Source organism: Streptococcus pantholopis (assembly GCF_001642085.1).
Classification (GTDB): Bacteria; Bacillota; Bacilli; order Lactobacillales; family Streptococcaceae; genus Streptococcus; species Streptococcus pantholopis.
The window spans coordinates 1-22,700 of record NZ_CP014699.1 but is presented as its reverse complement, the minus strand read 5'-3'; the positions used below and the strand labels follow the sequence as shown (position 1 = coordinate 22,700).

The following is a 22,700-nucleotide window of genomic DNA, read 5'->3' as shown; positions in this document are numbered from 1 at the left end:
TCTAAAAACCGAAAGCTGATTTGACATTGTTCCAGCCCCTTGACATAGTATCTCCGACGGCTTTTCCTGCCTTCTGCACCTTATCAGCTGTCCAATCATAGGCATCATCTAATTTATTTTCAACCCAAGAGTAAGCCCTCTCTTTTGAATCAGTGCCTAACCAACCGTCTACTACTCCCCACATTGCATTAGCAGAACCAACGACAAAGCCAACACCTGCACCAACAGCTGTCCCTACTCCAGGAATCACCGAACCAATCTCAGCACCAGCTAATGTATATTCGATTGGACCAGCATTTTTAACAGTTTCAACTCCCGCATGAATGGCTGACTTCCCAACACTGTGATAAGCCCTACTGTCCTTATCATTATAGGCTTGATAACCAGAAATCCCAGCTTCAGCAATGGTCATTGCCCAGCCACCAACCCTAGCAACTTTACCTAAAGTCTTTATACCGGACTTCAAAGGGCCTTTGAGCTTGCTGGGTACACCACTAACATTTTTCCAAGCCTTAGAATTAGCAACTTTATTCCAAGCCTTAGAATTAGTAACCTTTTTCCAAGCCTTAGAATTAGCAATCTTTCCTACTAGACCTAAGCCTAAGCTTAAAGTTTTTGATTTGAGCTTTGATCCCCACTTCCCAATCTTAGCAGCACCGTCACTCAAATTATTCACAAAGGATTTCAAGGGATTTTTAACTGCATCAAAGTATTTTTTCCCCCATTTATAAGTTTTAGATAGCGATTTCCAACCCTTAGTCTTACCGATTTTAGCCAATGCTCCCCAAGCTTTAGAATTCTTAAGATTTTTAACAATAGACCTTAAATCTTTGCCTGATTTGCTAATAGCTGACCATGAAAGACTGAGTTTCTGAAATGCTTTGCCACCTAGATCAGCTGCATCACGGGTCTTAGAGCCCTTAATAAAAATTTTTAGATAAGTTTGTAACAAGGAAACACTGCCTGTAACACCTTTGTACAAAGAACTACCACTTATAGCCGATGTATACTCCTTCCAGATTTCTGCAAAGCCTTGCCACCAAGAATCTTCCTCCTGCTCAGCTGAACGAAGCGCTTTAGAAACACTATTAAGCAAAGCAACAGGAGTAGCAGCTGAAGTAATCCCTTGAGCAATGGTCTTGACACCGTCCGCAAAACTGGCATCCGAATAAAATGCCGAAGCATCCGCATCAGTATAAGATACCCCTATTAATTCAGATAAAGAAGCCAATATGGTCCCCTGACTGGCCAACAGTTCACTGAATTCTGTCCCCTGTGTCCAGCCGTTAAAAGTCTCCATGTTGCTCTTGGTATCCGTCAATACCTTCTTGGCTTCACTCAACGGTGTCGTAATATCTGAACTGCTGGGATTGCTCAAACTGATGATATCAGATATCGAACTGTAAATCTTGGACGTCTCACTGTCTATCGTCGCTATACTGCTCTCTATCGTACTATAGCCATCCTCTAATCCCTGCAGATAATCCGTATCGATAATCGCCGTAGCTGAGGTCTCCTCAACCGTCGTTTGAAACGCCTCTATCGCCTTATCATACTGGGCCGATAAAGTCGATAAACTATTGGAAAAGTTGGTCAGAAGCGGAATCTGATAGTTATTAATCTTACCGTCTATGGCTGTCTTGACCTCCCCTTGAAGACTGTCGGTATTAACTAGATTCGTAAAGGAAGTCTTAGCAGTTTCCAATTGACTGTTCAAATTATCAATAGAGGTCGTTAAAGTCGTCTTATTGTCATTGACCTCTGTCATATCGATTTTCATATCAAGCCCCTTCTAATCTTAAATCTCTAATAAATAACATACATTAAATAGTCGTACCGCTCTTTTTTCAGTTACTTTGAATTGTAACAAAAATAGTTTTATCCATATTGAGGTAATGGACTTTTCTTAAAAAATTTTTTAGGAGATTTTATAAGTTAATTCAGCAGTTATCCCTTTTTCCGAACAACGTTCCCATAAAAAATTCTTAATACTCCGCCCAGCATATAACACTTCCTATTCAGCGCTGATAACATTCGGACTATTTCCTAAGAAAAAAGCATATACATACAATAACAAGGACGGCATTTATTTAGAAATCTTCACTGTCCCATCCTCATATCCTGAATACATATTACTCTTTGGGCTGACATAAGTTGTTGTTTCCGTTGAATCGTCGTCATGCGTTCCAATTGTAAGTATCCCTTCATTAAATAAACAAAAGTAGGTCATAGAATCTTTCTCAAACTCTTCCTTATCGACATCATAATCGTAGCTAGTTTCACTATCGTCTTCATTTATAATGAGTTGATCATCTTCAATTTTTATCCAAGACGTCTTATCTAACGAAGCTGTCATAGTAGAGTAGTTCTCAACAACCAGATAATAAGTTCCATCTTTTGATGTTTGCGAGTCAATCTGCGATTTTACAATACCAAAGATGATAATAACCGGGATAATAAGGAAAATAAGTTGCCATTTTTTAAATCTAAAGGTCATCTTGCTCTCTCCTAGCTTGACTTGCTTTAAGCTTTTGCAATCTCGTTTCTTTTTCAAATGAGTCGGCTTCTTTTAGAAAACTCTGGAAAGCTGCATCAATATACCCCAAAAAGATAACATTGTTGATATCTTCTTTATTGAAAAACAATAAGGTCTTTGCATCATAGCCAATAGGAAGAGTTACTCCTACAAAATCATAATAGCCCTTATCACCATCATTTTCTACAACTGGAAACTGACCGATAATGACAACATTTGCTGCCTCATCTGATATATTAACAACAGACCCTACAGGTAGCTGCTGACGACTTGCTGCTGCCATACTAGTTCTCCTCTAAATACTTTTTTGATTCCTTTACAATGTAAAGATTATCATCTTCTTGAGACAATGCCGTAAACAGCTTCTCTGCCTCTGCTGTATTGCCTTTCAAAACAGCATTACAAGCTTTAAAGTACATAAACTCTAGCTGATATATCTTTAAATCGCTCTCTAACTCTTCAAAGTAGTCATTTGGTTGCTGACTTGACACAATATCGTAAACAGCTTCACAGTTTTCCACTATTTCTCTATTTTCATTATGATATTCTGACAGTGTCTTGGAGACAGCTTCTCTAAACTCTTGCTTATTTGAATAATCCCCTAATAATATATGTGATTTAATTCGATAGAGAGCCAACACCCTTGCTTGCGACTGACTCAGTTTAGCATTCCCGTCTAATTCACTCACCCTTTGGATTACAGATACAAAGTCCCCAATAAGATAGTGATATGTGATGGCAGCTAGCTTAGATTGTAAGTGATTTTTGCCATTTTTAGACTCACCGTTTATTTCTATAAATTCCCTAAAGGCAGCTAAATCGACTTGGGAATACAAAACATAAGTGACGGTTTGGCTATACCAACGATTAATTATATAAACGCAAACAGCCAAAACGGCCATATATATTATGATACACAATATTTTAATAAGATAGTTGTCCTTAGCAAACAAATAATAAAGCAATGGTAGTGAAGGTAGTAAAATCGCCAATCTCACTAAAAGGGTATATCGCTGTCTTATTCTAAGGTAGTCCATATCATATTACTTCTTTCTTGACCGCTAAAAGGCTAAGGCTGTCCCTAAAACAGGAACTGTTACTTCTGGAGCAACGATTATTCCTGCTACAACTGCTACAGCGGCTACTTCTCCCCAGTTCCCCACTTGGAAACCAGATTCATTTTGTGTACTCGTTGTTGTATTTCCACTAGTTGTAGAGGTAGTGTGCTGATGGTAACCACCCAATATACCATCATTTAAATCTGTACTGACCTTCAAGCCAAAATAATCAGTGCTTGAAGATGTATCGGTCTTACGACCTCCTCCTCCTGCTACATCCAACTCAATACCCGTTTCATTAGAGAAACCTAAATCTGCTTTAACACCACCGGTATAGCCAAACAAGTTGATTTCAGTATTCAAATTAAAATGCCAATCTTCAAGACTCACATCAAACGACAAAGGACCTGCATTGATAGCTACTCCCGAAAAACGACCATTATCTGTTTTTGTTTGAACAACTCCAGGGTCAGTTGTAACGCTTTTTTCTGTCTGTTTGTGGTAGGTTGTAAAAAGCCAATTTCCTTCTTTTCTATAATTTTGTGATACAGAAACACTGTCTTGAGAACCAAAAAGGTCATCCCAAAAAGATGAAAGATTTATATTTAATGCTATTGGTGAGTTTTTCGAACTGGATTTAGCTGTCTGTAAACTATAATTTTTCCAAATATCTGAAAAGCTTTCCCACCAAGAACCCGAATTTTGAGAAATAGTATTAAGCGATTTTGCTACACCTTTGAGCAAAGCAACAGGAGTAGCAGCTGAAGTAATCCCTTGAGCAATGGTCTGAACACCGTCCGCAAAACTGGCATCCGAATAAAATGCCGAAGCATCCGCATCAGTATAAGATACCCCTATTAATTCAGATAAAGAAGCCAATATGGTCCCCTGACTGGCCAACAGTTCACTGAATTCTGTCCCCTGTGTCCAGCCGTTAAAAGTCTCCATGTTGCTCTTGGTATCCGTCAATACCTTCTTGGCTTCACTCAACGGTGTCGTAATATCTGAACTGCTGGGATTGCTCAAACTGATGATATCAGATATCGAACTGTAAATCTTGGACGTCTCACTGTCTATCGTCGCTATACTGCTCTCTATCGTACTATAGCCATCCTCTAATCCCTGCAGATAATCCGTATCGATAATCGCCGTAGCTGAGGTCTCCTCAACCGTCGTTTGAAACGCCTCTATCGCCTTATCATACTGGGCCGATAAAGTCGATAAACTATTGGAAAAGTTGGTCAGAAGCGGAATCTGATAGTTATTAATCTTACCGTCTATGGCTGTCTTGACCTCCCCTTGAAGACTGTCGGTATTGACTAGATTCGTAAAGGAAGTCTTAGCAGTTTCCAATTGACTGTTCAAATTATCAATAGAGGTCGTTAAAGTTGTCTTATTCTCATTGACCTCTGTCATATCGATTTTCATATCAAGCCCCTTCTAATCTTAAATCTCGATAATTGCTAATCAAGCATAAGATAGGCTATCTCAAAGCAACTACAAAATTTACCTCCTGCAGTGCCCTTCAGTGATTAAAACCTACTGCTGCTTCCACTCCCTGCACTCGCCTGATTGCTGTCATCCGTCACCTTGTTCTCTGCCGCCTGATTCATATGCGTCACATCACTCTCCGTATACGTCCTCAAGTCCGTTAATACACTGTTGAAATCCTCTATTAACTGACTGAAATCCGTAAACGGAGTCATGGTGGTTGTCGAAAAAGTCAAGGCCGATAAATCCGATAAACCCGAAACACTCGTCGACACTGTCCCTGTCAAGCCTGACCACGTCTCGTAATTGGTCCCTGTCTTTGCCATATTCCTTTCCTACCCCCTATAACTGTTTGCCTGATTCGTATAACTCGTCATATTGTTGTATGCCGTGTTCGCTGCCGACTGTAAACTCGCTGACGTCGTCTCCAACTCCGATATCTTCGTCCCTATACTGCTTAAATTCGTATCATGACTGCTCTTGTTCGTCGTCGCTGCTGTCTGCGCTGAACTATACTTCTCCTCATACTTCGTCTGTCGATCACCCTGAAACTGACTGCTGTCACTCGCCTCTATCGTCGAAAAAGCATCTATTATACTGGTCTGAAACTCAGTTATCTGACTGGTCAAACTCGTCTCTGCTTCCTGCAATCGCGCTATCTGACCGTCTACTACCCCCTTCTCCGCTATCGCTGATGCATAATTAGCCGACTCTTGACTCGCTAAATTATCATAATAGGACGCCATAGCTGCATCTGACATCTCTTATACCCCCCTCTTCTCTTTCACTACAAGCTTTATTTAAACATAAAGGAAAGGACCAGGACTCCCGTCCCAGCCCTTTTCTAAAAAGTTCTTATAGTCACTCTATTTACTGAAAGGTGAATTGGCCCGCATCGCTTGTATCACGCTCGGAAACAACTGATGCATAAGAGGTCAGCTGTTGGTTCACTGATGTTAACAACTCTTCAAACTTCGTCACATCTGAACGAAGCTGATTATATTGCTCTAAGTAGGCTTGATAGGCTTGCCCGTTCCAGTGAGACTGCATCTCGCCGTTCGTTCTTTCTACCGCCTGAATAGCTGTCTCTATCTGCTCAACAGCTGTCGAATAAACACTCGCTTGGCTGGAAAGCTCTTCTGGTGATAATGATACTTCTGCCATAGTATAAATCTCCTTTTTCTATTTAATACACCGCTATTATATTAAAATTCAAGTAGTCTGTCGACAACACTAATATGTCTTTATTGTTACAAAAACGTTACTTTTTATTCTTCGTCTTCATCTTGCAATACTTTTTGCTTACTATTTTTTACTTTGCTGACAAATCGTGTCCCCCAAATGGATAAACCGCTGGATAGCAGAGCAACAGATAACAGCCATACCCATAGGGGGAGAGTGCTTAAAACAGAATCAGACCCAATTTTAACCGCCTGAACCGGACTAGCCAAGAAATTCAGTACGGACTCATTATCTGTCCCGCCAGTTCTAGCGTTGTTTAGAACCTCGTTAAAGTTCTCACTGTAATCTTTAGCATTTTGGATATTGTCCGCTTGCTCTTCAACAAGTTTCGAAGTATTATCAGATACTTCTGTGACCTTGCCTTGAACCTGATTTGCCTGATTGACCAAGCTGTCAAACTGGGTAGACATGGTTCCAATACTGTCAGCATTTGTAGAAATTCTTGAAGCATTGGTATTGGTTGCATTTGCAAGATTAGATACTGTCTCATAAAGTCGGTTATTAGAGTCAGCGCCAGAATACAATGTATTATCGTCCATATCTCCCGAATTTGTAGAGGCCGTCCCTAATTTAGTCACTTGATTATTCTGCCAATCAGCATACTGTGTGTTTAATGAGTTGACTGTTGCATTATACCAGTCAACTAAATCTTGAAGATTTTTAGAAAAATAGTTAGTCGGCAGTGTCGCTTCGTCAACAGATGGCAATTCATCGATAGCTGCGTTCAATTGATTAATCTCAATAGATAACTGTGTATATAATTCAACACCCGATGCTTTATAATTGGTAACATCACTATCTTTAAGCTGATTAAAAATAGAATCTGAATCAATATTCCCATACAAATTAAACACTGAGTCATCGGCTGGATTAGCGACATCAATATCATAAGAATTACTTGAAGGGTCTCCATATAAATTCTTTATTGTTGTAGCAGCTGTATCAATCCGACTTAGCTGGCCTAAAAGTGTTTTTAAATCATTTTCAACCAGATTAACTTTCTCTTCGCTGTCGCTGTAATAAAAACTGTATACCAGAGGGATAGTTTCGGAACCGACTGTCAGGTTCAATTTAATTGTATTCAGCCCATATTTCGGCGAGAAAGTATATGATAGTGTCAAATCAGTTGGAGACGAAATATTATTTTTATCAACGCTGGCCGTTGCAGAAACAGTACTGGAGCTATCAACAGTCACAGTAACTGCTGTTTCTTTATACGAAGTCGAAATCTTTTCTTCCTCATCTGTAGCCTCTTTAATCAGTTCACTTTCAGGATAGACATTACTGAAAGTTACTGTCTCAGTTCGTGAAGAAGGCAGGGTATCATTTGATACTTTGCTAAAATTATAATTAGGAGCAGAGCCTGTAGTTGCTCCTTTATTATCAGCGTAATTTTTAAGTAGTTCTATCTTTTTGTTATATTCTGCTACCTGCGAAGAGCTTATAGCATCTAAAGAAAGTAAATGGGCAAAAAGGTCTTGGTAGTCGGATGCATTGACACTAAGAGAAGCAATTGTTGAATTAATTTGATCAGTATAGTCGTTCGGCAAATTATCTGAACGCGACATTGAATTTGAAACTTGTTTTGCTAATGCTTGCTTCGCACTTTCTTGAGTCACCTTGTCAGAAACAGCTGAAGTTATAGCAGCATTGTCTTCTCCCATATCGTCTATCCCATCAACCGATATTTCTGGTGTATTAAAATAATGTTCAGAAATTTGACTACGGGTTTTATCGAGAGAAGTTCTTAATTCATCAAGTTGTTTTCTCGCATTCTCAATTCTGACCTGATAAGTGCTAATATCAGCATTATAAGCTTGAATTTCTTCAGAAAAAAGTTGATATACTGTTTTAGATTCTTCGGTTGCTACTACATCATTCAAAGTATTAGGCAAACCTTCTTCAGGTGCCACTTCAATCGGTGCCAATGCATCAGTTGAAGGATTATAGAAGCTGTTTAAAGATTCTACGGTACTAAGATAAAGATTTGAGTATAATTGACTGTCTGTATCGTACTGATTAGTTACGGCTTTTTCTGATACTGAAGCATTGTGCTTGTTAATCTGTGACTGTAATTCTGTATTAGACTGAATAACTGATAGCTGCTCATTAAGGGTCGAAGCATTATTTTGAAGCAATTTCACAGTAGAATCTTTGAAACTTGATACAGAATTTTCAAAGGATCCATTTGATGTTTTCAAACCATCTGCGGATCTTGTTAGATTACTCAAGTATTGTGTTGACTGCTGAGAAGGTGCGTAAATATTTGTTGATAAACCGCTGTAAATAGCATCTTCGTCTCCAACAATATTTGTCAATTGAACTTTAGCGTCATCTAAATTATTAATAACGCTGGCAAAATACATTTTAATGGCCCTTTGATTAATAACATTAATATAAGTCCCAATGCGTTTTTCCATCTCAAGAGACTGAGCCTTATCAGTTGTTCGCTTTACTTTATAGGAAATCTTGGCATTCTCTGGATTAAAACTATCTAATTGTAAAATATTTGTTGAAAAATCACTAGATATATAAATAACAGCGTCTACAGAATTGTTATTGTACCGATTTTCTGCTTGACTTCGTGACATAACTGTCCATGTTGTATTATCTGAGTTTATTTTTGTCAGTAAATTTGTAAAATCTTTACCAAATTGATAGTTTATTTTATTAAAAATTCCTCCATTGTCTTGATTAACAACAGCAATATTCATATGATTTTTTTGCTGTAACTTTATATTTGGAAAAAGCTTATTCCAATTAAAGTAAACAGCCCCTATTACTCCTAAGAGAACAAGTACTGCACCTACTTCAATTAGTAATTTTCTAAAACTTTTTAACTTAATCATAGTTTCTCGTTTCTCCTATTCATCTTGCGGAAATCTGACACGATAAATCTCTCTTCCTTTAAATAATTGAGTTTCATCAAGCGCTACTAAAGGTTCATTAAAAGCATGGCGACCCGAAACCAATTTTTGCTCTGAGCTGATTGTTCCAAATGTTCCAGCCGGAATATTTTGGCGCAAACGCTTAAAAAACGGAGTAAATTTAGTCTCAACATTATTTTGATAGCCATGGAAAATCAGATGGATACCTACAGATGAACCTTTTTTAAAGAGTGAATCCAGCTCCTTTTCAGTCAAAGAAATTTTGTCACCCGCAAGGTGAATATCTGGGAAATAGATATACATAGGTTTTTCTTTCTGTTGTCCACTTCTAATAAGTGCAAGCAGTTCTCCCATAAATTGGCTTAACACTTCCTCTGTAATGATATTATCAAAACTTTCGGCATTTTTTTCAAACCGCCCATCTAAATCAATAACTACACGATCAACTCTGCCAGCAAAAGAAGCGAAAGCCATCACAATTGCTTTCTCAAGACTATAGGTCTGATTAGGTGTATCATCTGTGAAAAGTAAAAAACTGTACTCCTTAGGATTTAGAGCTGCTACTTCGGTTGTTTCTTTGTCATAGCCAATAGGGAGGGCGAGTTCTACCTTAGATTTCTGGACATTTTCATCTGCTTCGAAATCGGCAAAAGTTATCTCTTTCGGAAGCATAGGAATTGCAGCAGGTACTTTGCCAGTCCATAATTGAGTCATAGAAGTTATATCTGCTTCCAAAGCGCGGAGCCGTTCAATATCATTTCTGCCTGGTTCAGACAGGTAAATTTGAAAGGCTCTTAACTGGTTATCTAGTCTTATTTGCCCTCGTCCTGCAATTTCCTGATCAGGTAAAGCGTCAAAACCAACTAATTCTTTTTTCCCATCTTTATCAACTAAATAGAGAACCAACTGACTGGCAAAGTTTGAACGCATATTTAACTTCAGTGAGTTACTTCTAAGAGCCGTCACAATAAGATACACTCCCAAACTCGAGCCTTCCCTGAGTACCTGATTAAAAGTAGCTTCAGCCACTACTTCTAAAGAGTTTTCTCGAATGGTATCATATAAATCAATAATGTTAACAATAATCGGTAATGATTCCCCAGACTTCTGCTCATATTGATCAATCGAGGCAACCCCATATTCTGCTAACAGTTCTTTACGCGCTTTAAGTATTTCACGAATACGTTTAAGAGCTTTCAGCAACTTTTCTCCTTCATCTAAAGTAACCAGATCTGCCACATGCGGAAGATCTCTAAGCGGCAGAAGACCGTTAGTTCCAAAATCAAAGAGATAAAAATGCATTTGCTCAGGATTGTTAACTCTTGAAAAATTCATAATTAAGGTTTGGAGAGCTTGTGATTTTCCATATCCCGGAGAAGCAAAAATGATAGTATGCCCCATTTCTTCCAAGTCAAACTTCCAATCATATTGAGTTTGTTCAGACGGAACATCCATAAAAGCAAAAGAGGCCTGAAGAGTCCGTTTTTCACACCATTGAGTTTCTAAAATAGGAGAGACAATTTCATATTCAAGTGGAGGGAGCCATGGTTTCTCTGGGATCGTAACATTTGATTTTGAAGTATAATCAGAAATATAATTAACAATTGCATCAAGCTCTGTCACATCACTAAGATTCGCTGCCTTATCCTCTAAGTAAGAGAGGTCTTCAGTTGCCAACTCATACTGCCCCAACTCGTTGATGACCCAAAGGCGTTTGTCCACTTCATTACTATCTAGGTCACTCGAGGGGTTGTAGGCTGCACCTGACCAAGCAGATTGAAATAATTCATAGATTTCATTGTTTCCTACTTGCAAATAGGCTCGGCCTGGCTGCGTAATAGAAGCGGCATCCGGTGTTTTTATAATTTCCTTAGAATCTGCTTTATCAGCTACTTTCAACGCTAATTTAAATCGTGAGTTAGACCAAATTTGATCATTAACGACACCAGATGGCTTTTGTGTCGCTAAAATCAGATGAATACCCAAAGAGCGACCAATACGAGCCGTTGATACCAATTCATTCATGAACTCAGGTTCATTCTGTTTCAGTTCCGCAAATTCATCAGATATCAAAAACAAATGTGGTAAGGGTTCAGTTGGGAATCTGTCATCATTAGCTTGTCTACCTTGTTTATAGAGTTTAGTATAACCATTAATGTGATTCACTCCAAATTTTCCAAACAAGCGCTGACGTTTTTGGAGCTCTGCACGAATTGAAGCCAGTGCACGCTGAGTCCCTGCACCATCTAAGTTTGTAATCGAGCCCATTAAGTGAGGTAAATTTCTGAACAGGTTTGCCATTCCTCCACCTTTAAAGTCAATTGGCAAAAAACCAATATCTTCCGGGGAAAAATTAAGAGCTAAAGACAAGATGTACGATTGTAGAATTTCAGACTTCCCCGAACCTGTTGTTCCTGCAACCAAGCCATGAGGACCATGAGCGCGCTCATGCAGATTAAGAAATATGATATCATCCTTTCCTCTTACCCCCAAAGGAACAGCTAAGCTTTTAGATGTGTCTGCTTTCTCCCAACGCTTGTTAATATCAAGCTCGTTAACATGTGTGACGCCATACATCTCCAAGAATGTCATTGAATCTGGTAAGGAATTTTTCTGTGTTTCCACATGGTTAAGATTGGCCAAAGAACGAACAGCCATTTCAAATTGATTAAACTCCACATAGGGATCGAAAGCTTGGTTAATATATATCCCATGATCATTGATAAGATGTGCACTGCTGCTGCTTTGAAGAACTGCTAAACTATTAACCGTTTCAGGCAATTGCCGTTTACTTTCTTTTAACCAGATAACAGTTACCCCATACTGGGACAAGTCTGGTCGTGATAAATACTCATTAATAACGTGACCGGTTAAATGACGGTCATCCGATATCAATACCACAATATGAGGTAAGAAGGTTGTATCCTCTCCTTTCTCAACTTGAAGCCGACTTTGAAAAAGTTGATACAAACTAGTTAAAACTGCATCTTTACTGCGCTCATCATGAATAATCCCTCGAACATTTCTTCCAGCTAAATCAAAATGAGGTAAAAAACGCCAAGTTTTCCAAATTGATTGGTAGTCTTCCTCAGAAACTAAGGCAACAAAATTGACATCACGATAGGAATGGAAGACAGCAAGCTGAAATATTAACGTTTGAGCTAGGCGCTGCCCTAAATCATGACCAGCGACAATACCCAAAAAAGTTTCATTAAGGTTGATAGTTACAGGAACAGATCTCTGAATCTCAAAATCACGTAATAGTTTCTGAGCAAAGACAGTCTCATCATCTTTGTTCAACGGATCATAATGATACGAAAGATCTAACTGACTTTTGACATCTCCAATTCCCAAAGCTACCTGCATAAAGTCTTCATTAAAGGATAACCGTTCGTAAATCCGAGAATCAAGACGTATTGCCATGTCCTCTAATTCAGAAATACGAGGTTGCTGATAGTAGAGAATATTTTTTTCTTCCAAATAATACTCTTCTAACTCGGCTGTATGTTTCAAAAGATACTGTTCGTAATCTGCAACTCTCATCAATTCATTTTCCTTAAAGTCCTTTTTAGTAGAAAAATAATTAGTAATGGAAAAAGCTGCAGTCATAACACTCATCCCACCCATAGTCAGCATCATAACAGGGTTACGTTTCATCAAAACAGTTACTACCCCAGCTAAAATAACCATACCTATTGGAGGAAGCGCTGCACGCCACAAAGCGTTTTTAGGCTTACTGCTAGGATTTTTTATCTTTTCAAAGCGTATTTTTTCATCATGGACTGTTGGAAGCACACGTGGACTTCTACGATACTCCGGAAAAGAAAGAGGGTAAATATCCTTTTTGTCCTCTATAAAAATGTGCTTTTCATTAAAAATAGGAGGAGTAAAAAACGAAGCAATTTCCCACTGCCTACCCCTGTTTTTTATCAAATAATTTCCAACAAAAATCTCATCGTTTATTTCAAATTTTTTAATCACATTTTGGGATACATACTTGCGATTATAGTATACTAAACTCCCATTTGGATAAATATAGACCGAATCTTTGGAAAAAACAACTTTAGCCTGAGTCGAAGCTGTTATGCCTTCATTAGGCTTATTTGATAAAATAAGATCATAAGCTGGTGGAAAAATATACTCTACATAAATATCATCTAAACTACTTAATGCGTAGATTAGTGTACCTTCCACAGTGACAGAGCTATCAGATAAAGCAAGATTGTTTACAAATAGCTCTCCTGCTTTGTCTGTGAAGCAAAATTCTCCTAAAGTTACATTTTCATCAGGATCGAGACTATTAATTTGAAGCTCCTCACCAAACACTATAATTTGACGCCGATTAGTCTGCTCATCTATCAAATCATCCCCTAATTGGTGGTAGGAACGCTTAATGTTTTCACTCATTCTGCTGTTCTCCTAATCGTTTTGATAGCTTTTTTATTTGCTTTCTATAAGATGTTAACTTTTTTTGCTTCTCAGAGCCCTTCATGTTGGAGTCTGCTTTGACTTGTTCATAAAGATTAGTATAAGCATGCAGAATTAATTGATTATCTCCAATATTTTTGGCTAAATCCAACGCTTTACTATATTTACCACGTCCGATACTGATCCAATAGTCCAGTAGATTTTCTTCGCTTGAAGGAGAAATTGTATTTAGCACCGACGCCTTTTGGCTATCTGATAAATTATCCAGATGCACATATGAAGTGGCCAAAACATACTTAGCTTCTTCTTCAAGTCGGGCAAGAGAGTAGGGTTCTAAGCTGTCAGCTACTGATTCATAATCATTAGATAAAAAGGATGCCTGAGCCTTAACTGTATCTGTTTGCAAAGGTGTCTTCCAGAAGACATTATATCCTGCAACAGCTCCCAATCCAACGGTTAAAACTCCCAGAACAGCTGCCGCAATCGTTACAATCCTCCATTTCATAATAGAGACTAACTGCTTAGATTCACGCTCTTTTCTAGCCTCATCATCGTAAATTCTATTTATGTATTCCACCACGTCACTGTAGTTTTTGAGGACAGCGATTTCTTGCACAGTTTTATCATTAACAGCAGAAAGCCCATTAACTAAAAACTCAAAATCAAGTTTGGGACGTAAAACTGATACTACTAAAGCTTTATAATGTCTAAGATAATTTTCCTCACTGTATTCCTCTGGAAACATAATTTCTGAAATCCCATAATGTAATAATTCAACTACATTTCCTCGAACAAAAATATTTTTAGGATGCAAATATGTAATACGGAAGTCATTGTCATGCCGTGGAATAGCCATTAGAATTTGCGCCAACTTCAGACGTTCCAGATTTGTACGTGTCTCTTGAGTTAATTTATGAAGGCTGCGAGAATGCGGAGGTTTTTTATATATAAGAGCTAATTCCCCCCTTCGTTCAAAGTCACCTGCGCATCTACATATTGTTGGATAGTAGATAGCTTATCTCGTACAAATGTATTAGATGTTAAAATAACTTCCAACTGTTCTTTCTTTACTTTTAATTGTATCAAATCATTACTCATTGAACTTAACCTCCAATACATCACCATTCCCTACCGGATAGTCCGCAAGCGCACGGTGTCTTTCGATTATTATAGGCTTATTAGATATTTCTAATATCCAATTTTTTTCAAGAATCCCTAAATGATTTTCCAAAGAACTTTTTTTCACTAAATCTTCCAACTGCTCTAATGACAACCTCTTAGAAAAACGTAAATCTAAATCTTGATTTTTATATCTTATTGTCACATTAATGTATTCGTCTTCCATGCCAGACCCTTCCTAGCCATACTCCAATTCCACACATTATCACCATAAAAAGAACAGCTGCTGAAATCTTCCATACTACTTTTTTTGGTTGCTCATTTTCTGTAGTTACAATCGTATCGTCAATCGAATAATTATCAAACAGTTTACTGGTGTAAGACATAGTATCAAATGTATAATTATTGCTTGAAACCCCATTAAATGTTATATTGGCAGCCTCAGATAATACATTTTCATCATTAGTCTTTTCTCTTGTAACTTCCTGAGCCACTCGATCAAGAAAAAGATTCGGTGCATATTGTCGTTCAATAGCATTGCCAGTAGAATGTTGCCTTGACTGATTAATCGTATCGGTTTTGATATCCAAATTACCATCATTAGCATCAATGCTAGTCGACGATGCTATGACTAAGATTAGTGATACAAAGAATATCCCTTTTTTCACTTCAATCTCTCCCTTTCACTTTCTACCAGTTGCGATTGCTATTTTTAAATAAATTTATCTTAATCACCATTTAACGCTCTCTTATGGGTAGACAAACAGTTAAAATTATCTGAAACCAACTCACTATATTACTATAGTATATGAAATTTTGTCATTTTTTTCAATATTTGGAAAAGAGAAACACTCAAAAAAAGCATTCTGGAATATTCATTTCAGCGATTAAGTGAATTTTTTTAACTTTTAAACATTATTCCATCGACAGGTTGTTTGTTATAGTCAGAATAGCGACTCCGATTTAAATTTATTTTTACAATTAATTCCACTAGTCTCGTCTCCAAATATTTAAAGGATTTCTCATTTATTCCATCCCACACCTTTTGTGAATCCATTCAACTCATGCGCATTCTCTAATCAAACAAAAAATAGAAGAGCTCTATAATTTTACAGTAATAAACTTTATATCAGCTAGCCTTTTAAAGCAGCTCTTTCAGTAAGACCAAGAGACTACACAAAATATAAAAACAACCATTATAAGTAAGTTAGCACAGTTTATGATTTAGTTTTCTATTTTCGAAAAAGAGCCAAAAGTTAAATAAAGAGGCCCTTTATCAGCTATTACAGCCGACAGAGAGCCTCTGTTTTTAAAAATGATTGAGCAGTTCCAACAGACCTAGGCCCAGCAGCTGGTCAAAGATGAAGATAACAATCGTGAAAAAGACCGTATACTCCATAACTGACAGAAAGTCCTTCCAGCGCTGTTTGCGGCCAGGCCAGGTTGTTTCTTTTAAAATCGTGAAAACACCTTTAATAAATGCCACGGGTTTCTCCTTCCATTGGGAAACAGCATTCGCTCTTTCCTCTGATATAATCGACTAGCGGGTCTCTTTATGCAGCGTGTATTTTTTACAGTATTTGCAAAACTTCTTAACTTCTAACCGTACGGGTCTGGGCGTGCTGCCGATTTTTATGGTATAGTTGCGGCTGCCGCAGACCGTGCAGGCCAGACTTGCTTTTTTCTGTGCCATAATGCCTCCGTCGGTCTTTATTCTAACACGATTCAGCATTTCACGCAAGCTATCTGAAATAATCGATGATATTATCCCACAGCTCCTTGGCCTTCTCTCTAATGCCGTATTCCTCTACAGCATCTTTGATACTTTGACTGGCTTTATCCGCTGAGTCTTTGATGCTGTCAATAATGCTCTGCGAATCATTGGCTGTGGTGTCATTGCTGTCGTCCGCATCATAAACCAGACTTTCACCGTTTTGCAGATAGGCATTTTCAACCTTAAAATCTGTTCCGTCCGTATAAGGCAGAATGTAGGAGGCCTGAGTGCTGAAAATATAGGAGGCCGTCCCGGAGCTGGCATCGCTGAGATAATGGTTTTCATCTGTCTCATTGAAGCCCAGCCACTGGCTGATGACCACATCGGGTGTATAACCGATCACCCACTGGTCGCCACTTAAATCTGGGTTGAAATCTGTCTCTGTGGTACCTGTTTTACCGGCAAGAGTGTAGCCATAAACATTAGCATTGACTGCTGAACCATTGGAAAAAGTCCCAGCATCATACTGGTCATTTTATTGGTTACCGACTGACTGAGCACACGTTTGGACTTATCTTTATGCTCTTTAATCACATCGCCGCTGGCCGTTTCAATACGGGTAATGAGGTGAGCAGTGTGCATAACCCCTCCGTTAGCAAAAGCTGCATAGGCCTGAGCCATCTCCAGCGGATTGGTCGTCATACTGCCGCCAAGCGCAACCCCCAGCTCCTTGCTGGCAGCGTCCATATTGAGCCCAAACTTTTCACCGTAGGAGAAGGCCTTGCTGATTCCCAGCTTATCCAGAGTGTAAACAGCAGGAATGTTGTAAGAATTGGCTAAGGCCTGATACATAGGAATGTTTTCCGATTCATAACCGCCGTAATTGGTCGGCGCATAGCCATCATAGTCAATCACCGAATTGGGAAGTTCTCTGTCAACACTCCAGCCGGCTGCAATCGCCGGTGCGTAAACAACCAGCGGTTTAATGGTTGACCCTGGGCTTCTTGAGGACTGGGTAGCATAGTTAAAACTTCTGAAAGAAACGTCTTCAGTACTGTTGACCCGACCTATCAAGCCTCGGACGCCGCCGGTAGCTGGATCAAGAGCCACACTGGCCGCCTGAGCACTGGTTCCATCATAAGCCGAAACAGGAAACAGGCTGTCATCATCAAAGGTAATCTGCATACCGGACTGATAATTCTGATCTAACTCCGTATAAATCTTGTAGCCGTTATTGACAACATCCTCTTCTGACAGGCCGTAAACCTCTATGGCTTCATTGACCACCGCATCAAAATATGAGGGGTACTGGTAATCATCAGATTTACCGACATAGGTGTCAGCCAGCTGATTGCCGAGACCTACAGCCGCTGCTTGGTCAGCAGCTTCCTGCGTAATCTTTTCGGCGGCCACCATATTAGCTAAAACTGTATCTCGGCGGTTAGTGGCATTCTCAACAGAATAATAAGGATTATAAACCTCAGGCCCTTTCAGCATGCCGGCCAGAGTAGCTGCTTCATCCAAGCTGAGATTGGCTGCACTGGTACCAAAATATTTCTGACTGGCATCTTCAACACCCCAGACCCCATTGCCAAAATAAGCATTGTTCAGGTACATGGTAAGGATCTCATCCTTGCTGTATTTTTTAGTCAGCTCTAAAGCCAAGAAAAATTCTCGAGCCTTACGTTTGATAGTCTGGTCCTGAGTCAGGTAGGCATTTTTAGCCAGCTGCTGAGTAATGGTTGACCCCCCGCCGAATTTTCCAAAGGTCACAACGGCCAAAAGGAAGCGCGGAATATTGATTCCGTTATTGCTGTAAAAGCTCCTGTCTTCGGTCGCAATAACCGCATTTTCCAAATCATCAGAAATAGCGTCCAGCTCCACATAACTTCCTTTTTGTCCGGACAGACTGCCGGCGTACTCTTCATTGCGGTCATAAATAACAGTCGTAGCTTTCAGCGCTTCCTGCAAATCAGAAACCTTAGCCGTCTTTGCCAAATAAAAGAGGTAGGAGCCTATCACTAAAACAAAAACAGCTCCTATAATCAGCAGAATCTTGCCGATGCGGTAGCGCCGCCAGAAACGACGAATAGGACTTTTAGGTGATGGCACAAAACGGCTCAGGGTCTGCAGCCAGGCCGGACGCTCTCTTTCTTTTTCACGGTAGCCGCGGCTGCGCTGATAGGCGCTCTCTCTGGCGTCCGCAGCCTCTTCTCTTTCACTGGCAGCAACATCCTCTTTTAGACTGTCATCTTGGAAAATCTTGGTTTCATCCAGACTATCCTGATCAGAAGGCGCTGCTGTTCTATCATCGAACTGAGATCTTCCCTCAGCAGAAGGCTGGTCTGATCGTTTTGGGAAAAACTTTTTTTTCAGTAATTCAATAATCGTCATAGCTCTATTATATCACCACCAAAAAAAATTATCTAACACTACCTGCAATGTACTATTATAACAAAGCATTATCCCAAAAATAAATCTTCCTCAAAAAACAACCACTTACTATATATTTTACTTCTTTCTACATTTTTAGTTATTTCATCCCTGAAAATTTAATCGAAAAAAGCGACTAGATTTCTCTAGCCGTCTTTTTCTTTAATTTCCATAAACCTCAGATGCATTTTCTATCAAAGATTTATACTTATCAGAACCTTCTTTAACATATGTATTTTCATCAAAAGAAATTGTCTCATCATAATTTCTTCTTCATAAAACACCTCTTCTAAAATTAAAATAAATCAGAATGGCTACCAGTTCTCAACAAATTTAAAATCAACTTATCATCATCAATCCGATAGATCAAAAGCCAATCTGGCTGAATATGACATTCTCTGACACCCTTATAATATTTGCTGACAGTCAACTGATGATCTCTATATTTTTCTGGTAAACCATTTCCTTCTACTAAAATCTCTAAAACTTCTTCTAGCTTAGAGGCCTTAAACCCACGTCTCAAAGCTAATTTATAATCTTTTTTAAACTGATTATGATATTTGATTTTAAGCATCTAAACTCTCTAGCAAACTTTTAACATCAGTAAATTCTTCACTCATATTAACTCCTTTAATGAATCCTCAATAATAGGCGATAATTCATCAGCCTAATGACAAAAGGGATGCTGCGAGTAACTAACGATTGCTTCAAAAATAATCGCAAGGCACTAGACAAATTAAACCCATTGATTTATACAATTCAGTAGCCTCTTTCTTCATTTCATCATCAACCTTAAATGTAATTGTAGTCATAAACTGTACACCTCTTTTCTATACTAACATTATACCAATAATGTAAATATTAATCAAGATTTATAAGATACACAATAAAATGCATTAGCTTCTACTAATGCACTTTATTCTATATCATTAACTAAAAAATACACTGCTTGGTTAATTTTTGGTTAATTCTTCTACTACGCCTATATAAAATGATTCAAAACACCTTTAAATTAAGCAATTATAAATTTATGTTGTCATGCAATTTTGGCATAAAACGACAGCCGGAAACTGTAAAACTGCTGATCTAAGCTGTTAAAAACAGTAGTTTATTAGACAAATTCCCAGAAAACATCTTTACCGCAAATATTTTTGGCAGACAAGGTGTTATAATAAAAGTATGGCATTCTCAGTAACCCTTAACAACCCTTACGGGCCCTGCACGATTAAAGAACTTTTAGAAGAGCATCTGCTCATTCCTAGGAAAATCCGGCATTTCTTACGCAAAAATCATGTCTGGCTCAACGGACAGCCTGTGCACTGGCAAAATCAGGCAAAGCCCGGTGATATCTTTATTTACAGTTTGACGAAGAGGACTACCTTCTAAAACTATAATAATGGGAGATAAAAATAAAGTGAACTGCCTCTATGAAGACGAGCACCTTATTATTGTCAATAAAGATGAAGGAATGAAAACACATGGCAACGGGCCGGCGAAATTGCTCTGCTCAATCATGTTTCGGCCTATACGGCCAAACCTGCTATGTTGTCCACCGTTTAGACAAAGAAACCAGCGGTGTTTTGATTTTGCCAAAAACCTTTTATTCTCCCTATTCTCAACCGCCTGCTGGAAGAAAAACGGATCGCCCGCCGCTACTTAGCCCTCGCTCAGGGGAATTTCCAGACGGTAACTGCATTTACCGAGAAAAAATCGGACGGGACCGCCATGATCGGCGCAAGCGGCTGGTTGACAGAAAAAACGGTCAGACAGCTGTCACCAAGGTCAGACGGCTGAACCAGTATAAACAAGCTGCCTGCTGGACTGCTCCTTAGAAACCGGACGCACCCACCAAATCGAGTGCATCTGGCCTATCACGGCCATGCTCTGATAGGCGATCCCCTCTACAGTTCGGCAGCTCACAGCCGCCTGATGCTGCACGCTTACCGAATCAGTTTTAGGCACCCTCTGACTTTAGAAACTATAAGGGCTGAGGCAGAATCTGACAGCTTTAAAACAGCACTGGCTCCATTTTCAAGACAGCAGTGAAAGCACAGATTCTAAAAGCAGGCCTGCTGTACCCCTAAATACTCATTCTATACTAAAAAGCAACAGCGGAGTAAAGCTGTTGCTTTTAGTATGCAATTTTCTGACTTCCAGTCGGGTCATTTATTTTTCTTCAAGGTGAGGTCTGTCTTTTCCTTGCCGTCTTCCCAGATGAGCAGGGTTAACTTGGAATCTTCCAGCTTGAAACCATACTGGCTGTTATCAGGATTATCCAGACTGTCCGCTGCAACAAAAGCTGACGGGTCACTTCCTGCTTCATACACATAGCGATAAGTGCTGTCGGCTACTGTTTCCAAACTGCTGATGACTGCAGTGACTGTCCGATCCTCTTTTTTATTGCTTTTATAATCAATTGTCTTAGTCACCGTACCGTCTTCCGCAAAAGTCAGGCTGATAGTCTTATCTGACTGTTTTAGCTTCCCAGCTGCCTAAAAGTCCTTCCGGCAAGTCAGGATCTGCTTGAACCTGATTATCTTCCCAAGTGACGGTGAGATTTTTCTGCCCTTCCTGCGCAACAAGATAAGCCGAATCAGATTTCTTCAAAGTCAGCTGGCCTGTCAGCGCCTGAACGATATTGCCATAGGAGTTTTTATCAAGATCCGTCGCCTTATCGTAATAAAAGGCATAGCTGACAGCAAAGTTTAGCAGATAGCTTTCTTTACCAACCTGCTCCAGACTGTTTAAAGTCACATCACTGACTGTAAAATCAGAAGCCTTGCGGCGGTCGTTTTCCAGTTTATCTGCGACACTTTCTTTCAGCGCCTTGTAAAAATCATTGTCAGTACCCTTTCAAAGACTGCAGTCACATTGGATCTTGCTTGGTCTCAGCGTAAGCAGACAGCTGATCAAAGACAGTCTGCAGATACTGAACAGCACCTGTCTCATCCAGCAGATTATCGACATTTAAGTCTACTGTAGCGCCTTCGGCAATCTCAGCCAGCGGCTGCTTGTTAGACTCAAGATCCCCGTCTTCAAAGTTTTTTTTCACATAAGCATCCGCCGAATCAGTTACAGGATAGTCCTCAACCTGGTAGGTCCCATTATCCAAAGCAGCGACCTTGGTCTCTCCAAAATACAAATCACCGTCTGTTAAGTTACTATTTACGGTAAAGTTCTTAAATGTTACCAATAAATCCAAGACAGGATTCTCCCCATCATAGACTTGCTCAACAACTGTCTTATCATTGTATCTGCCGGAAATACTGGCTGTGTAATCATCAGCGATCGGCAGGCGGTCCACAGTCACACTAAAATCCTCAGAATCGCTGGCTGCCAGACGTTTCTGGTTGAGCAAAACATCCATATTAGGCAGATTAGTTTTAATGGTCAGGCTCATTGGTTTCATGGCTATGCGGTAATCCGGGAAAAAGAAAAACCGTGTGCCCACTCGCTCAACATAGTAGTCATCAGACTCATCAGCCCTTTCCAGCTCCTCTTTCAGCTCATCAGCCTGCTGTTTACTGATGGCGCTGTATTTGGCATATTTAACATCATCATTGGTTACCTTTTCTTTGGTATCTGCCCAAACTAAGTAACCTTTAATATTTTCAAATGGATCCCCGATTGATCGCTTCGTGCTGCTACATAATCTCTGATTAAATTTGTTTTAGAAAAAACCATCCGTCCCCAGATGCCCCAAAAACAAAGGACCAGAACAAAAACACCCAGACCTATCTGTACTCCTTTTTTGGCAAATTTTCTTTGCAGCTTCGGTAAACTGCAGCCAC

20 protein-coding genes and 2 pseudogenes are annotated in these 22,700 nt (G+C 39.3%); 1 reads left to right on the top strand and 21 read right to left on the bottom strand.

Going from position 1 to position 22,700, the window contains the following annotated elements; genetic code table 11:
* Position 1 precedes the first annotated feature (1 nt).
* The 18 genes and pseudogenes from A0O21_RS00095 to A0O21_RS00020 form a co-directional block, all read right to left on the bottom strand.
* Positions 2–1,780 carry a T7SS effector LXG polymorphic toxin gene (locus A0O21_RS00095; protein WP_067059838.1) on the bottom strand — a complete coding sequence of 593 codons (1,779 nt, stop codon included), beginning with the start codon at positions 1,778–1,780 and terminating at the stop codon, positions 2–4.
* Between the two features lie 306 nt (positions 1,781–2,086).
* A complete protein-coding gene (locus A0O21_RS10915) occupies positions 2,087–2,497 on the bottom strand; it encodes a hypothetical protein (RefSeq protein ID WP_067059836.1) in 411 nt (136 codons plus the stop codon).
* Positions 2,487–2,819, bottom strand: a complete 333-nt coding sequence (locus A0O21_RS00085; RefSeq protein ID WP_067059834.1) for a DUF4176 domain-containing protein — start codon at positions 2,817–2,819, stop codon at positions 2,487–2,489. Before A0O21_RS00085 ends, A0O21_RS10915 begins: the two co-directional genes overlap by 11 nt.
* 1 nt (position 2,820) lies before the next feature.
* Entirely contained in the window at positions 2,821–3,534 is a 714-nt protein-coding gene (locus A0O21_RS00080; protein ID WP_158511678.1) for a hypothetical protein, read from the bottom strand.
* Between the two features lie 63 nt (positions 3,535–3,597).
* Positions 3,598–5,022, bottom strand: a complete 1,425-nt coding sequence (locus A0O21_RS00075) for a T7SS effector LXG polymorphic toxin (RefSeq protein ID WP_067059830.1) — start codon at positions 5,020–5,022, stop codon at positions 3,598–3,600.
* A 104-nt stretch (positions 5,023–5,126) separates the two neighbouring features.
* Positions 5,127–5,411, bottom strand: a complete 285-nt coding sequence (locus A0O21_RS00070) for a hypothetical protein (RefSeq protein ID WP_067059828.1) — start codon at positions 5,409–5,411, stop codon at positions 5,127–5,129.
* 9 nt (positions 5,412–5,420) lie between these two features.
* Positions 5,421–5,846 carry a DUF5082 family protein gene (locus A0O21_RS00065; protein ID WP_067059826.1) on the bottom strand — a complete coding sequence of 142 codons (426 nt, stop codon included), beginning with the start codon at positions 5,844–5,846 and terminating at the stop codon, positions 5,421–5,423.
* Positions 5,847–5,955: 109 nt separating this feature from the next.
* Positions 5,956–6,249 (bottom strand): WXG100 family type VII secretion target, encoded by a 294-nt coding sequence (locus A0O21_RS00060; protein ID WP_067059824.1) that lies wholly within the window; start codon positions 6,247–6,249, stop codon positions 5,956–5,958.
* A gap of 104 nt (positions 6,250–6,353) precedes the next feature.
* Entirely contained in the window at positions 6,354–9,176 is a 2,823-nt protein-coding gene (locus A0O21_RS00055) for a YhgE/Pip domain-containing protein (RefSeq protein WP_067059822.1), read from the bottom strand.
* Positions 9,177–9,191: 15 nt separating this feature from the next.
* Positions 9,192–13,622 carry a type VII secretion protein EssC gene (gene essC / locus A0O21_RS00050; protein ID WP_067059820.1) on the bottom strand — a complete coding sequence of 1,477 codons (4,431 nt, stop codon included), beginning with the start codon at positions 13,620–13,622 and terminating at the stop codon, positions 9,192–9,194.
* A complete protein-coding gene (gene essB / locus A0O21_RS00045; protein ID WP_227806897.1) occupies positions 13,615–14,592 on the bottom strand; it encodes a type VII secretion protein EssB in 978 nt (325 codons plus the stop codon). Before essB ends, essC begins: the two co-directional genes overlap by 8 nt.
* 5 nt (positions 14,593–14,597) lie before the next feature.
* Positions 14,598–14,741, bottom strand: a complete 144-nt coding sequence (locus A0O21_RS10980) for a hypothetical protein (RefSeq protein ID WP_227806874.1) — start codon at positions 14,739–14,741, stop codon at positions 14,598–14,600.
* Positions 14,734–14,988: an EsaB/YukD family protein gene (locus A0O21_RS00040; protein WP_067059818.1), complete on the bottom strand. Its 255-nt coding sequence runs from the start codon at positions 14,986–14,988 to the stop codon at positions 14,734–14,736. The genes A0O21_RS10980 and A0O21_RS00040 overlap by 8 nt, the downstream gene beginning before the upstream one ends.
* Positions 14,969–15,430, bottom strand: a complete 462-nt coding sequence (gene essA / locus A0O21_RS00035; protein ID WP_082854374.1) for a type VII secretion protein EssA — start codon at positions 15,428–15,430, stop codon at positions 14,969–14,971. The genes A0O21_RS00040 and essA overlap by 20 nt, the downstream gene beginning before the upstream one ends.
* Positions 15,431–16,071: 641 nt before the next feature.
* Positions 16,072–16,248, bottom strand: coding sequence for a preprotein translocase subunit SecE (gene secE, locus A0O21_RS00030; RefSeq protein WP_067059813.1), 177 nt, complete (start codon positions 16,246–16,248; stop codon positions 16,072–16,074).
* Between the two features lie 54 nt (positions 16,249–16,302).
* On the bottom strand, positions 16,303–16,455 hold the full coding sequence (gene rpmG, locus A0O21_RS10540) for a 50S ribosomal protein L33 (RefSeq protein WP_082854453.1): 153 nt from the start codon (positions 16,453–16,455) through the stop codon (positions 16,303–16,305).
* 49 nt (positions 16,456–16,504) lie between these two features.
* Positions 16,505–18,870, bottom strand: a pseudogene (gene pbp2a / locus A0O21_RS00025) (penicillin-binding protein PBP2A).
* A 334-nt stretch (positions 18,871–19,204) separates the two neighbouring features.
* The gene (locus A0O21_RS00020; RefSeq protein ID WP_067059811.1) at positions 19,205–19,483 is read right to left on the bottom strand and encodes a type II toxin-antitoxin system YafQ family toxin; all 279 of its coding nucleotides are present in this window, start codon (positions 19,481–19,483) and stop codon (positions 19,205–19,207) included.
* Between the two features lie 605 nt (positions 19,484–20,088).
* Between A0O21_RS00020 and A0O21_RS00010 the strand changes: the two are divergent.
* Positions 20,089–20,955: pseudogene (locus A0O21_RS00010) on the top strand (RluA family pseudouridine synthase).
* Between the two features lie 116 nt (positions 20,956–21,071).
* Here A0O21_RS00010 and A0O21_RS10535 read toward each other — a convergent pair.
* The 3 genes from A0O21_RS10535 to A0O21_RS10525 all read right to left on the bottom strand — a co-directional run bounded on the left by A0O21_RS10535 (position 21,072) and on the right by A0O21_RS10525 (position 22,318).
* Positions 21,072–21,338 carry a hypothetical protein gene (locus A0O21_RS10535; protein WP_082854373.1) on the bottom strand — a complete coding sequence of 89 codons (267 nt, stop codon included), beginning with the start codon at positions 21,336–21,338 and terminating at the stop codon, positions 21,072–21,074.
* Positions 21,339–21,372: 34 nt separating this feature from the next.
* Positions 21,373–21,663, bottom strand: a complete 291-nt coding sequence (locus A0O21_RS10530) for a hypothetical protein (protein WP_082854372.1) — start codon at positions 21,661–21,663, stop codon at positions 21,373–21,375.
* Between the two features lie 112 nt (positions 21,664–21,775).
* Entirely contained in the window at positions 21,776–22,318 is a 543-nt protein-coding gene (locus A0O21_RS10525) for a TcaA 3rd/4th domain-containing protein (protein WP_158511677.1), read from the bottom strand.
* Positions 22,319–22,700: the final 382 nt, after the last annotated feature.

Excerpts from the sequence above, each read along its gene's own strand:
- A0O21_RS10915 (WP_067059836.1), bottom strand. The coding sequence starts at position 2,497 with ATGACCTTTAGATTTAAAAAATGGCAACTTATTTTCCTTATTATCCCG.
- A0O21_RS00065 (WP_067059826.1), bottom strand. The coding sequence starts at position 5,846 with ATGTCAGATGCAGCTATGGCGTCCTATTATGATAATTTAGCGAGTCAA.
- A0O21_RS00055 (WP_067059822.1), bottom strand. The coding sequence starts at position 9,176 with ATGATTAAGTTAAAAAGTTTTAGAAAATTACTAATTGAAGTAGGTGCA.
- essC (WP_067059820.1), bottom strand. The coding sequence starts at position 13,622 with ATGAGTGAAAACATTAAGCGTTCCTACCACCAATTAGGGGATGATTTG.
- A0O21_RS00075 (WP_067059830.1), bottom strand. The coding sequence starts at position 5,022 with ATGAAAATCGATATGACAGAGGTCAATGAGAATAAGACAACTTTAACG.
- A0O21_RS00060 (WP_067059824.1), bottom strand. The coding sequence starts at position 6,249 with ATGGCAGAAGTATCATTATCACCAGAAGAGCTTTCCAGCCAAGCGAGT.
- A0O21_RS00040 (WP_067059818.1), bottom strand. The coding sequence starts at position 14,988 with ATGGAAGACGAATACATTAATGTGACAATAAGATATAAAAATCAAGAT.
- A0O21_RS10525 (WP_158511677.1), bottom strand. The coding sequence starts at position 22,318 with ATGAAACCAATGAGCCTGACCATTAAAACTAATCTGCCTAATATGGAT.
- A0O21_RS10980 (WP_227806874.1), bottom strand. The coding sequence starts at position 14,741 with ATGAGTAATGATTTGATACAATTAAAAGTAAAGAAAGAACAGTTGGAA.
- A0O21_RS00020 (WP_067059811.1), bottom strand. The coding sequence starts at position 19,483 with ATGCTTAAAATCAAATATCATAATCAGTTTAAAAAAGATTATAAATTA.
- A0O21_RS00070 (WP_067059828.1), bottom strand. The coding sequence starts at position 5,411 with ATGGCAAAGACAGGGACCAATTACGAGACGTGGTCAGGCTTGACAGGG.
- rpmG (WP_082854453.1), bottom strand. The coding sequence starts at position 16,455 with ATGGCACAGAAAAAAGCAAGTCTGGCCTGCACGGTCTGCGGCAGCCGC.
- A0O21_RS00095 (WP_067059838.1), bottom strand. The coding sequence starts at position 1,780 with ATGAAAATCGATATGACAGAGGTCAATGACAATAAGACGACTTTAACG.
- A0O21_RS00085 (WP_067059834.1), bottom strand. The coding sequence starts at position 2,819 with ATGGCAGCAGCAAGTCGTCAGCAGCTACCTGTAGGGTCTGTTGTTAAT.